Source organism: Amycolatopsis sp. NPDC043887 (genome assembly GCF_056435665.1).
In genome coordinates this window covers 354,333-365,387 of the sequence record NZ_JBWKEB010000003.1, presented here as the reverse complement: position 1 = coordinate 365,387, position 11,055 = coordinate 354,333, and the positions used below count along the sequence as shown (strand labels likewise).

Annotated in this window: 12 protein-coding genes; 6 read left to right on the top strand and 6 right to left on the bottom strand. The window is 69.0% G+C overall.

What is annotated here, in order from left to right:
* Positions 1-3 precede the first annotated feature (3 nt).
* From AC069H_RS11125 to AC069H_RS11105, 5 genes are all read right to left on the bottom strand, one after another.
* Entirely contained in the window at positions 4-699 is a 696-nt protein-coding gene (locus AC069H_RS11125; RefSeq protein ID WP_192745816.1) for a phosphoadenylyl-sulfate reductase, read from the bottom strand.
* Entirely contained in the window at positions 696-848 is a 153-nt protein-coding gene (locus tag AC069H_RS11120) for an eL43 family ribosomal protein (RefSeq protein WP_007034818.1), read from the bottom strand. Before AC069H_RS11120 ends, AC069H_RS11125 begins: the two co-directional genes overlap by 4 nt.
* Positions 845-2,539, bottom strand: coding sequence for a nitrite/sulfite reductase (locus tag AC069H_RS11115; protein ID WP_478232146.1), 1,695 nt, complete (start codon positions 2,537-2,539; stop codon positions 845-847). Before AC069H_RS11115 ends, AC069H_RS11120 begins: the two co-directional genes overlap by 4 nt.
* Positions 2,540-2,575: 36 nt before the next feature.
* Positions 2,576-2,662 (bottom strand): putative leader peptide, encoded by an 87-nt coding sequence (locus AC069H_RS11110; RefSeq protein WP_360907593.1) that lies wholly within the window; start codon positions 2,660-2,662, stop codon positions 2,576-2,578.
* Positions 2,663-2,815: 153 nt separating this feature from the next.
* The gene (locus tag AC069H_RS11105; protein ID WP_340685465.1) at positions 2,816-3,388 is read right to left on the bottom strand and encodes a TetR/AcrR family transcriptional regulator; all 573 of its coding nucleotides are present in this window, start codon (positions 3,386-3,388) and stop codon (positions 2,816-2,818) included.
* Positions 3,389-3,471: 83 nt separating this feature from the next.
* Here AC069H_RS11105 and AC069H_RS11100 point away from each other — a divergent pair, with 83 nt between their 5' ends.
* The 6 genes from AC069H_RS11100 (at position 3,472) to AC069H_RS11075 (ending at position 9,525) form a co-directional block, all read left to right on the top strand.
* Complete coding sequence (locus tag AC069H_RS11100) at positions 3,472-3,885, top strand: VOC family protein (RefSeq protein WP_126729537.1); 414 nt, start codon at positions 3,472-3,474, stop codon at positions 3,883-3,885.
* Between the two features lie 85 nt (positions 3,886-3,970).
* Complete coding sequence (locus tag AC069H_RS11095; protein WP_478232145.1) at positions 3,971-4,327, top strand: hypothetical protein; 357 nt, start codon at positions 3,971-3,973, stop codon at positions 4,325-4,327.
* A gap of 65 nt (positions 4,328-4,392) precedes the next feature.
* Complete coding sequence (hemW, locus tag AC069H_RS11090; RefSeq protein WP_478232144.1) at positions 4,393-5,607, top strand: radical SAM family heme chaperone HemW; 1,215 nt, start codon at positions 4,393-4,395, stop codon at positions 5,605-5,607.
* A 632-nt stretch (positions 5,608-6,239) separates the two neighbouring features.
* Entirely contained in the window at positions 6,240-7,040 is an 801-nt protein-coding gene (locus AC069H_RS11085) for a siderophore-interacting protein (protein WP_478227702.1), read from the top strand.
* A 10-nt stretch (positions 7,041-7,050) separates the two neighbouring features.
* Positions 7,051-8,286: a serine hydrolase domain-containing protein gene (locus tag AC069H_RS11080; protein WP_478232143.1), complete on the top strand. Its 1,236-nt coding sequence runs from the start codon at positions 7,051-7,053 to the stop codon at positions 8,284-8,286.
* Between the two features lie 9 nt (positions 8,287-8,295).
* On the top strand, positions 8,296-9,525 hold the full coding sequence (locus AC069H_RS11075; RefSeq protein WP_478232142.1) for a styrene monooxygenase/indole monooxygenase family protein: 1,230 nt from the start codon (positions 8,296-8,298) through the stop codon (positions 9,523-9,525).
* On the opposite strand, the gene AC069H_RS11070 is transcribed toward AC069H_RS11075, so the two are convergent.
* Positions 9,501-10,964, bottom strand: coding sequence for an alpha/beta hydrolase (locus tag AC069H_RS11070; RefSeq protein ID WP_478232141.1), 1,464 nt, complete (start codon positions 10,962-10,964; stop codon positions 9,501-9,503). The two genes, AC069H_RS11075 and AC069H_RS11070, sit on opposite strands and share 25 nt — an antisense overlap.
* Positions 10,965-11,055 lie beyond the last annotated feature (91 nt).

The following is an 11,055-nucleotide window of genomic DNA, read 5'->3' as shown; positions in this document are numbered from 1 at the left end:
TTCTCACCCGTGGAGGCCGCATTCGGTCTTGCCCTGCCCGGCCCAGCGGCCGCTGCGCGGGTCCTGGCCCGGGGCGACCTTGGCGGTGCACGGCGCGCAGCCGATCGACAGATAACCGATGGACACCAACGGGTTCTCGAGAATCCCGTGCTCGTCGATGTAGTCCCTGAACTCGTCGTCGGACCACGGCGCGATCGGGTTGATCTTCACCAGCCCGTTGCGGTCGTCCCAGGTGACGATGGGGGTGTTCGCGCGGGTCGGCGCGTCGACGCGGCGGACGCCGGTCACCCACGCCGAGTACTTCGCGAGCGTGTTCCGCAGCGGCACGACCTTGCGCAGGTGACAGCACTGGTTCGGGTCGCGCTCGTGCAGCTTCGGGCCGTACTCGGCGTCCTGTTCGGCGACGCTCTGTTCGGCCTCGGCGTTGACTATCCGCACGCCCGGGTACACCGCCTGCACCGCGTCACGGGTGCCGATGGTCTCCGGGAAGTGGTAGCCGGTCTGCAGGAACAGCACGTCGACGTCGGGTTTGACCTGGGTGGCCAGATCGATGAGGACGGCGTCCTGCATGTTGGAGGCGACGATGAAGTCGTCACCGAAGGTCTCCGCGGTCCAGCGGAGAGCTTCGGTCGCGGTCGCCTCCGCGAGCTCCTTCGAAGCCCGTTCGGCGAGCGTCTTGTAGTCGGCCGTGGCGGTCATCCTTGCGACACCTCCGGAAAGGACAGTCCGAGGAACTTCACGGTGAAGACCCGGCGGCAGCCCGAGCACAGCCACGAGCCGCCCTCTTCCGGCCGCAGGTCTTCATCGCCACAGAAAGGGCAGTGGTACGGGGTCGCGCGCTCGGTCATTGCAAGACGCTCTCGTCGGCCCGCAGGACCCACTGGGCGAACCGCTCGCCGGGTTCGCGGCCGGCGATGTACGCCCGCACGACCCGTTCGACGTACGCGGTCAGCTCCGACGCGGTCACTTTGTGCCCGCGCAGTTTCCGGCCGAATCCGGCGTCGAGGCCGAGCCCACCGCCGAGGTGCACCTGGAAGCCTTCGACCTGCTTGCCGTCCTCGTCGGTGACGACCTGGCCCTTGAGCCCGATGTCGGCGGTCTGGACGCGGGCGCACGAGTTGGGGCAGCCGTTGAGGTGCACGGTCACCGGGTTCTCGATCTCTGCCTGGATGTCGGCGAGACGCTTTTCCAGTTCGGTGACCAGTTCGATCGCGCGGGCCTTGGTCTCGACGATCGCGAGTTTGCAGAATTCCAGGCCGGTGCAGGCCATGATCCCGCGGCGCCACGGCGAAGGCTCGGTCTCCAAGCCGAGATCGGCCAGCTCGCTCTTCAGCCCGTTCACCTCGGCCTCGGGGACGTCGAGGACTACGAGCTTCTGGTGCGGGGTCAGGCGGACGCGGTTCGACCCGGCCCGCTCGGCGGCCTTCGCGACGGCCAGCAGGGTGGCGCCGGAGACGCGGCCCGCGACCGGCGCGGCGCCCACGTAGAACTTCCCGTCGATCTGCGGGTGCACGCCGACGTGGTCGATCTGGGCGGCGGGCACCTCGGGTGCCGGGCCGTCGGTCAGCTTGCGCTTGAGGTACTCGTCTTCCAGAACCTGGCGGAACTTCGCGGCGCCCCAGTCCTTCACCAGGAACTTGATCCGGGCGCGGGCGCGGAGCCGCCGGTAGCCGTAGTCGCGGAAGACGCTGATCACGCCTTCCCACACGTCGGGGACCTCGTCGAGGGAGACCCAGGCGCCCAGCCGCTGCCCGATCATCGGGTTGGTGGACAGCCCGCCACCGACCCAGACGTCGAAGCCGGGGCCGTGCTCGGGATGGTTCACGCCGACGAAGGCGACGTCGTTGATCTCGTGCGCGACGTCCTGCTGCCCGGAGACCGCGGTCTTGAACTTGCGCGGCAGGTTCGAGTAGCGCGGGTCGCCGATGTAGCGGCGTTTGATCTCGTCGATCGCGGGGGTGCCGTCGATGATCTCGTCGGCGGCGATGCCCGCGACGGGGGAGCCGAGGATGACGCGCGGGCTGTCGCCGCACGCCTCCAGCGTGGTCATCCCGGCCTTTTCGAGCTTCGCCCAGATCGTCGGGACGTCTTCGATCTGGATCCAGTGGTACTGGATGTTCTGCCGGTCGGTGATGTCGGCGGTGTCGCGCGCGTGGGTCTGCGAGATCTCGGCGAGCACGGCGAGCTGGTCGGTGGTCAGCGCGCCGCCGTCGAGCCGCACCCGCAGCATGAAGTAGCGGTCGTCGAGCTCTTCGGGTTCCAGCGTCGCGGTGCGGCCGCCGTCGATCCCCGGCTTGCGCTGGGTGTAGAGACCGAACCAGCGAAACCGGCCGCGGAGGTCACCCGGGTCGATCGAATCGAAGCCGCCGCGGGCGTAGATGTTCTCGATCCGCGCACGGACGTTGAGCGGGTTGTCGTCCTTCTTGGACCGCTCATTGGGGTTCAGGGGTTCGCGATACCCCAGGGCCCACTGCCCCTCGCCCCGTTTCTGTTTCACCCGGGGCGTGCGGGCAGGGGTCTCGCGCGTGGGCGACGACATGGGAGTCCTCCGGCAGATCGTGGTGGTGGCGGGGAGTCAGCGGTTCGTCGCACAGAGCGCGCTCGCCACACGACGGAGATCCACGTGGCGGCGTGCCACGAGGGTGATTCCGGCGCGGGTCATTGATTCAGCGTGCCACGCGCCCACTATGTGGTCCAGGCCGGTCCGAATACTGGGAACCCCATCCGGATTCGGCTGTTTTGGCTGGTCAAAGGTCTGACTCGAAGGTCAAGTCCGGGTTCGCCGACGGGCATTGTGACGCAGAACGCGCGCTCCTCACGACGGCAGGACGCGGTCCACGATGATCCGGATGACGTCCTCGTCGGCGACGTCCGCGAGCACCTCCGGCAGGGTGAGCCGTTCCACGGTGAGCCCGGTCAGCGCGAGGTACATCAGCAGTACTTCGGCGCGCCCGCCCGGCATGCCTGCCGCGACGTGCCAGTCGACGCTCATGTCGATGCCTTCGCGGATGGTCTTGGTCAGCGCGGCCGAGAGATCCGGGCGCCGGGTGGCTTCGAGGCGGAGTTCGAGCAGGGCGAGATAGGGCTCGCGGTGAGCGGTCAGGCGGCCCATGAGCTCGCCCAGCAGGACGCCGACCCGGTCGTGGGACGGCGACTCGGCCTGCGGGTTCGCCATCACGTCCGCCGGTGCCGACAGCCGCTCGTGCACGCGGACGCCGACCTCGCCGAGCAGTTGATCCCGGTTCCGGAAGTAGTTCGACGTCGTTCCCGGCGGGACGTCCGCTTCGACGTCCACGGCGCGGTAGGTGAGCCCGCGCGCGCCCTCGCGGGCGAGGACGGTGATGGCGGCGTCGGTCAGCGCGGTCCTGCGCTCCGGGTTCTGTCGCATCGGGACATTCTCCTTGCCTCAGTCAAACCACTATGTCTATAGTACTACGAGTCAAGTGGTTTAGAACTGGGAGGAAACACCAGATGCAACTCAGCGGTTTCGGTGCCTGTGTGCTCGTCGACGACATCGCCGAGACCACCGCCTGGTGGAAGCGGCACATGCAGTTGACGGTGACGATCGAGCTCGACTGGTTCTCCAGCCTCAACGTCGGCGTCCCCGGCTACGAAATGAGCTTCGCCAAGCGCGGTCACAAGGCCACGCCGGAGCCGTGGCGGGCGCAGGAAGCGGCCGGCTCCATGGTCGGTTTCATGGTCGACGACGCGGCGGCCGAGTACGAGCGGCTGCGCGAGGAGGGGGTCAAGATCGTCACCGAACTCGTGGACGAGGAGTTCGGCCAGCGGCACTTCTACATCGAGGACCTCAATGGCTTCCTGATCGACATCATCGAGGTGATCCCGCCGTCGCCGGAATGGCTGGCCGCGAACGGGTTGGCCTAGTACCGCTTCGGGTGAGTGAGGCCGCGCGAGGCCGCCGACGCCGCTAGCTTCGATCTCCGATCCACAGAGGACGGAGGAGTTGCGCATGCGCCGATGGGTGGTCGCCGCGATGGTGCTGGCGTCCCTGCTGATCCCCGGTACCGCTTCCGGGGCTCAGCAGGGTTGCAGGCTGATCTCGCCTGACGAGGGGGCGGTGCTGCACAAGGGTGATTCGTACCGGTTCGAGGCGGTCGGCTGCTCGCCGAAGGTCCGGGGACACCTGGCCCATACGGTGCTGGTCGAGGTCGCCATGAGCCGCGACGCCGTCGCGGACGACCACGGCGAGTGGTCGCTCGACCACGTGGTCAACGACTACTCGCTGAGCATGGAGACCCTCATCTGGGTGCGGTTCGACGACGGCACCCGCTCCACGTCGGTCAAGGTGCGCATCGCCGACAGATAGCGCGTCGCAGTGAAGGCCTCTTTCCCCCGGGAAGGAGGCCTTCACTGCGTGGGGGACACTGGGGTGTGCCCGCGTTGCTGCCCGAAACCACCACGCCCGTCGAGTCCGCGCTCCCCGAGAGCGCGCTGGAAGGGCTCGGCACGCGACCGTTCGGTGTCTACGTGCACGTCCCCTTCTGCGCGACCCGCTGCGGCTATTGCGACTTCAACACCTACACCGCCGGTGAGCTGGACAGCGGTTCGTCGCCGCAGTCCTGGCTCGAAGGCCTCAAGCGCGAGTTCGATCTGGCCGCGCGCGTGCTGGGGAAGCCGCCCGCGGTCGACACCGTCTTCGTCGGCGGCGGTACCCCGTCCCTGCTCGGCGCCGACGGGCTCAGAAGCGTTCTCGACGCCGTCCGTGACACCTTCGGGCTCGCGCCGGACGCCGAGGTGACGACGGAGTCCAATCCCGAGTCCACCTCGCCCGAGTTCTTCGCGGGGATCCGAGACGCCGGGTACAACCGGATCTCGCTCGGGATGCAATCGGCCGCGCAGCACGTGCTGAAGATCCTCGACCGGGTGCACACCGCGGGCCGTCCGGTCGCGGCCGCCGAAGAGGCCCGCGCCGCGGGGTTCGAGCACGTCAACCTCGACGTCATCTACGGCACGCCGGGGGAACGGACCGAAGATCTCCAGGCTTCCCTGGACGCGGTCCTGGCCGCCGGTGTCGACCACGTCTCGGCGTACGCGCTGATCGTCGAAGAGGGCACCGCGCTCGCCCGCCGCATCCGCCGCGGCGAACTGTCCGCGCCGGACGACGACGTGCTGGCCGCCGACTACGAGATGATCGACCGCGTCCTCGCCTCGGCGGGGTTGCGCTGGTACGAGGTGTCCAACTGGGCGACCTCGGAGGAAGCCCGCTGCCGGCACAACATCGGCTACTGGCGCGGCGGTGACTGGTGGGGCGCCGGGCCTGGCGCGCACAGCCACGTCGGCGGCGTCCGGTGGTGGAACGTGAAGCACCCGGCCCGCTACGCCGCGTCGCTCGCGGCCGGGGAGTCGCCTGCCGCGGGCCGCGAACTGCTGACCGACGAGGACCGGCATCTGGAACGCGTGATGCTGGAACTCCGGCTGTCCGAAGGGCTTCCGCTCGACGCCCTCGACGACGACGGCCGGGCCGAGGCCAGTGCCGCCGCCGCCGAAGGACTGCTGGATCAGTCCGCTTTGGACGGTCAGGGACGTGCGGTGCTGACCGATCGCGGGCGGTTGCTGGCGGACGGTCTGGTGCGCCGGCTCACCTGAGTGGCGGGCAGGTCTGTTGCGGCACGAAGTCCGTGAAGGCCTCCTTCGTTACCTTGAGAGTAGGGAAGGAGGCCTTCACGGACACGCCACCTTTGCTGACTTCAAGGTGGGAGAAGCGGTCTTCGTGGTGTGGTGGTTCTGGACTGGCCGGCAGGAGTTGGCTGTGTCTTGAGTGTCCACAAGGGACACATTCCGGCGGTAGAATGTCTGTTTGTTGACTAGATGTGCGATTTCGATAAGGGGCGTGAGTGGCAAGTGGCGTTCTGACGTACGTGCTCGTGGAGGAGCCCGATGGCTGGCGCGTCGCGTCGTTCCAGAACACCCGGGTGAGCGATCCGGCCGCGAGGGTTTCGTGAGGTCGCCGAGGTCTTCACCCGGCTCGCGGGGACGCTGCGGGCGCAGCCCTGCAACCCGGATTCGAGACGGATGCCGAGCGTATTTCCTCGCCCGGCAGGGGGGCTGGTGGTATCGCGGTGAGTACACCGTCGAGGAGGATCGGGCCGGTGCCCGGGTGACCCACCGGGTGTACGACGTCGGCGAGGCTTTGATCGGATGATGGGAGACCTCGCCCGGCCCGACGACGAAAGGCGTACGCTCGGTTAGGTTCACCTAACCCTGGAAAGGAAGTGTGCATGGCCGAGGCGCGGAGAGCGGTGTCGGCGACCCGGCTGCGGGTGCTGCGCACCGAGCGGATCACCCCGCATATGGTCCGGATCGTCGCCGGGGGCGAAGAGATCGCCTCCTTCCAGCCCAACGAATTCACCGACGCCTACGTCAAGGTGCACTTCCGGGTGCCTGGCGTCACCTATCCCGAACCGTTCGACCTGGCCCGCGTCCGCGAAGAGCTGCCGCGCGAGCAGTGGCCGCGGATGCGTTCGTACACCGTCCGCGCTTTCGACGCGAACCTCGGCGAGCTGGTGCTCGACTTCGTCCACCATGGTGACGAGGGGGTCGCCGGGCCGTGGGCCGCCGCCGCGAAACCCGGCGACGAGCTGCTCATTTCCGGACCTGGCGGGGCGTACGCGCCGGGCGAGGAGGCCGACTGGCATCTGCTCGCCGGGGACGAGAGTGCCCTGCCGGCGATCGCCGCTTCGCTCGAGGCGATGCCGGCCGGTGTTCCCGTGCACGCGTTCATCCTCGTGGAGGACGCCGCCGAAGAGCAGTCGCTGACCACCAAGGGCGACGCGCGGATCACCTGGCTGCACCGGAGCCGGGGTGACGATCTCGCGGCCGCCGTCCGCGCGCTCGACTGGCGTGAAGGTGTCGTGCAGGCGTTCGTCCACGGCGAGGCCGGGTTCGTCCGGGACCTGCGGCGTCATCTGCTGGACGACCGGGGCATGCGTCGCGACCTGCTGTCGATCTCCGGATACTGGCGGATCGGGAAGACCGACGAGGCGTGGCGACTGGAGAAACAGGCCGAGCGGAACGCGTAGCCTCGGTCGCATGATCGAGCTGAAGGTGGACGTCGACCCGGCCGAGGTGGGTTTCGACGCGGAGCGGCTGCGCCGGATCGACAAGCACTTCGACGGGTATCTGGAGCGAAAGCGGCTCCCCGGGTATCTGGCCGTGGTGACCAGGAACGGGAAGGTCGCGCATCTCGCGTCGAACGGGCAGCGCGACATCGAGGCCGGGCTTCCGGTCGAGACCGACACGATCTGGCGCGTCTACTCGATGACGAAGCCGGTCACCTCCGTCGCCGCGATGATGCTCGTCGAAGCGGGGCTCATCGACCTCAAGGACCCGATCTCGCGCTGGCTGCCGGAGTTCTCGGAACCGCGGGTCTTCGCCGGGGGCTCGTCGGTGAAGCCGGCGACCGTGCCCGCCGCCGAACCGATCCGCCTCTGGCATCTGCTCACCCACACCGCGGGGCTGACCTACGGTTTCCACCGCACGCATCCGGTCGACGCGCTCTACCGCGAGGCTGGGTTCGACCTCGGCACCGCGCCCGGGCTCGATCTGGCGGGCGTTTCCGAAGCGATCGCGCGGTTGCCGCTGCTGTTCCAGCCGGGTTCGGAATGGAACTATTCGGTCGCGACGGACATCCTCGGCAGGCTGATCGAGGTCGTCTCGGGGCAGTCACTCGACGTCTTCTTCGCCGAACGGATCTTTATTCCGCTCGGCATGCACGAGACGGGGTTCCAGGCCGCCGCCGGCGATTTCGACCGGCTGGCCGCGCTCTACGTGCCGCATCCCGCCACCAAGGAGCCGTTCCGTCACGACGAGCTGGGCAACGTCGGCCGCGTCGCGCCTTCGTGCTTCTCGGGTGGCGGAGGGCTGGTCTCCACGGCGGGTGATTTCCACCGTTTCGCGCAGATGCTGGTGCGCGGCGGCGAACTCGACGGCGTCCGGCTGCTCGGCCCGCGCACGGTGCGGCTCATGGCGACCAACCACCTGCCCGGCGGCGTGGACCTGGAGACCTGCGGGCGAACCGGGTTCTCCGAGGCGCCGTACGACGGTTTCGGCTTCGGCCTGGGCTTTTCCGTGCTCGACGACCCGGTGAAGGCCAAGACCCTGGCCAGCGCCGGGGAATTCGCCTGGGGCGGCGCGGCGAGCACCGCGTTCTGGGTCGATCCGGACGAAGACATCACGGTCCTGTTCTTCACCCAGTTGCTGCCGTCGTCGACCTATCCGATCCGCGTCGAATTGAGGAACCTGGTGTACCAAGCCTTGGTCGACTGAGGGGGAGCCATGCGCCGGATCGTGGTGGTCGGGGCCGGTCAAGCCGGACTGGTCCTGGCCTTGGGCCTGCAGCGGCACGGATACGCCGTCACCGTGGTCACCGACCGCGACGCCGAAACGATCCGCGACGGCAGGCTCATCTCGAACCAGTGCGTGTTCCATCCCGCGCTGACCCGGGAACGCGCGCTGGGCATCAACTTCTGGGACGGACAGGCCCCGGAGATCCTCGGCGCGTCGTTCGGGCTCGCCGGGGACTCCCCGGAGCCCGCCGTCTCGTGGCAGGCCCGGTTCGACCATCCCGCGCAGTCGGTCGACCAGCGGGTCAAGGTGTCCGCCTGGCTGACCGCCTTCGCCGAACGCGGCGGCGAGGTGCGGATCGGCAAGGTGACCCCGGACGGGCTGGAGCAGTACGCCCGCGAATTCGAACTCGTGCTGGTCGCGGCCGGGCGGGGGCCGCAGTTCGACGCCCTCTTCTCGCGTGATGACGCGCGTTCCCCGCATCGTGAGCCGCAGCGCACCATCGGGATCCTGTACCTCGTGTCCGGCCGGGACGAACCACTTCCGGTGTATCCGGGCCTGACGTTCGGGCTCTCCCAGGCCGGTGAGCTGTTCGGGCTGCCGATCCAGTCCGTGCGCGGACCGGTCTTCGGGCTCGGGTTCTTCGGTGTGCCTGGCGGCCCCATGGACGTCTGGGACGGCGTCACCGGCGTCGATGAGCATTTCGCCCTCGCGATGAGGCTGCTGCGCAGGCAATTCCCGTGGGTCGAGGAGTCGCTCGCCGACGCTCGCCCGAGCGGGCCGCTGGACGTTCTGCGCGGCCGGGTCTTGCCGATCGTGCGCGACCCGGTCGGGACACTGCCGTCGGGGGCGAAGGTCCTGGCGATGGGCGACGCCGCGGTGACGAACGACCCGATCGCCGGACAGGGCGCGAACATGGCGGCGCACGCGGCCGCGGTCTGCGAACGGCGCATCCTCGACCACGGTGACCGTCCGTTCGACGAAGCGTTCCTGCGTGGAACTTTCGCCGAATACTGGGAAAAGGCCCAGCACGCGACCCGGCTGAGCAACGATCTGCTCGGCCCGCCGCCGGATCACGTGCTGGCCACCCTGGAAGCCGCGCGGACGGCGCCCGAGGTGGCGCGCCGGTTCGCGAACATCTTCGCCGATCCCGCCGACTACGCCGGTTGGCTCACCGACGCGGACACCGCACGGGCTTACCTGGCGTCGAACGGCGCGTGATCCGGGGCGCACACGGTGCCGCGCGCCGGAAGGCGTCCGTGGGACAGGTAGGCGTCGACAGCCGCGTCGACACAGGCGCTGCGGTTCAACGCGCCGTGTCCCCAGGCGTCCAGCGTCAGGAGCCGGGCGTTGCCGAGGATGCGTTCGGCCCGCTTCGCCCCGGCGTACGGCGTTTCCGGGTCGCCCTTGCCGTTGGCCAGCAACAGGATCGGCGCGGTCGGCCGGTTCCACGGTCCCGTGTACCGCGCCGGGTCGGAGGCGGGCCAGAAGGCGCACGGCAGGGAGAGATACGCGTCGTACGAACCGAAACCGCGGCTTTCCCGGTCGGCCGCGCGGGCCGCGCGAGGCCAGGCGGCCGGGTCACGCGGGTTCGTGGTGTCCGCGCAGATCGTCCCGCCGCCACCCATCGCGGAATCGAAAGGTGTCGCGATGGCCTTCGCCACGACGGGTTTCGTCACGGACTGGAGGAATTCCGCCAGCGCGGGCGAGTGGGCCTCGTCGGTCAACCCGTGGTGGGTACGCCGGACGACCTCCTGATAGGTGACCGGCCCCGGCGTGGCTTCCAGCCGGTCGAGGAGCCCGTCGTACTTGGCCCGCAAGTCCTTTCCCGGCTCGCGGAACGCGCACCGGGTGTCGGCCGCGCACGCGTCGAGGAACGCCTGGAGCGCGCGGTCGGCGTCCCGGAACCCGCCGAGCCTGGTGCTGAACGGGACGTTCGCGTCCTCCGGGCGGTGTCCGGTGGACCAGGCGATCGGATCGTTGACGGCGTCCAGTGCCAAGGCGCCGACCCGATGCGGGAACAGGTTGGCGTACACCTCGCCGACGTAGGTGCCGTAGGAAAGCCCGTAGTAGCGCAGGCGGGGCTCGCCGACGGCTTGGCGCATCCTGTCGAGGTCCCTGGCGACGTTCGCGGTCGACAGGTGGCCGAGCAGCGGCCCGGCGTTGCGGCCGCAGGAGGCGGTGACCTCGCGGGCGTCGGCGAAATGCCGGGTCTCCTGCTCGGCGGTGATCGGGAAGTTGCCCAGGATTCGTTTGAGCGGAACGGTTTCCGCGTCGGAGGTGAAGCATCGGACCGGTGTGCTGGCGCCGACGCCGCGCGGGTCGAAGCCGACGATGTCGAACTGCCGGTGCAGGGACGGGGTCTGGAACCTGCTGAAGCGGCCGTGGTTCCCAGGGCCGCCGGGGTTGGTGAAGAGGGTGCCGCGTTTGTGCTTCTGGTCCGTCGCGGGGAGGCGGCCGAGCGCGATGGTGATCCGAGGTCCCCCCGGGTCCTGATAGGACAACGGGACTTCGATCTCGGCACAGTCGTAGCCCGGTGGCGATCCGGACGGGCAGGGGCCCCAGGCGAGCCCCTTCGGCGCGGCCGAGACCGCGGGCGTGATCGTGACGGCGGTGAGTGCGGTGAGAGTGAGTACGGCGGCGATGCGGATTCTGGTCACCGGCCCAGCGTCTCGCCTCGCGGGCGCGCGATCCCTGGTGCTTGTACCAGGAAAAATGGTGGGGTAAGCCCCTCCATGTTCAACATATAGC

Coding starts and splice junctions, on each gene's coding strand:
- AC069H_RS11125 (WP_192745816.1), bottom strand. CDS start 699: ATGACCGCCACGGCCGACTACAAGACGCTCGCCGAACGGGCTTCGAAG.
- AC069H_RS11120 (WP_007034818.1), bottom strand. CDS start 848: ATGACCGAGCGCGCGACCCCGTACCACTGCCCTTTCTGTGGCGATGAA.
- AC069H_RS11115 (WP_478232146.1), bottom strand. CDS start 2,539: ATGTCGTCGCCCACGCGCGAGACCCCTGCCCGCACGCCCCGGGTGAAA.
- AC069H_RS11110 (WP_360907593.1), bottom strand. CDS start 2,662: ATGACCCGCGCCGGAATCACCCTCGTGGCACGCCGCCACGTGGATCTC.
- AC069H_RS11105 (WP_340685465.1), bottom strand. CDS start 3,388: ATGCGACAGAACCCGGAGCGCAGGACCGCGCTGACCGACGCCGCCATC.
- AC069H_RS11100 (WP_126729537.1), top strand. CDS start 3,472: ATGCAACTCAGCGGTTTCGGTGCCTGTGTGCTCGTCGACGACATCGCC.
- AC069H_RS11095 (WP_478232145.1), top strand. CDS start 3,971: ATGCGCCGATGGGTGGTCGCCGCGATGGTGCTGGCGTCCCTGCTGATC.
- AC069H_RS11085 (WP_478227702.1), top strand. CDS start 6,240: ATGGCCGAGGCGCGGAGAGCGGTGTCGGCGACCCGGCTGCGGGTGCTG.
- AC069H_RS11080 (WP_478232143.1), top strand. CDS start 7,051: ATGATCGAGCTGAAGGTGGACGTCGACCCGGCCGAGGTGGGTTTCGAC.
- AC069H_RS11075 (WP_478232142.1), top strand. CDS start 8,296: ATGCGCCGGATCGTGGTGGTCGGGGCCGGTCAAGCCGGACTGGTCCTG.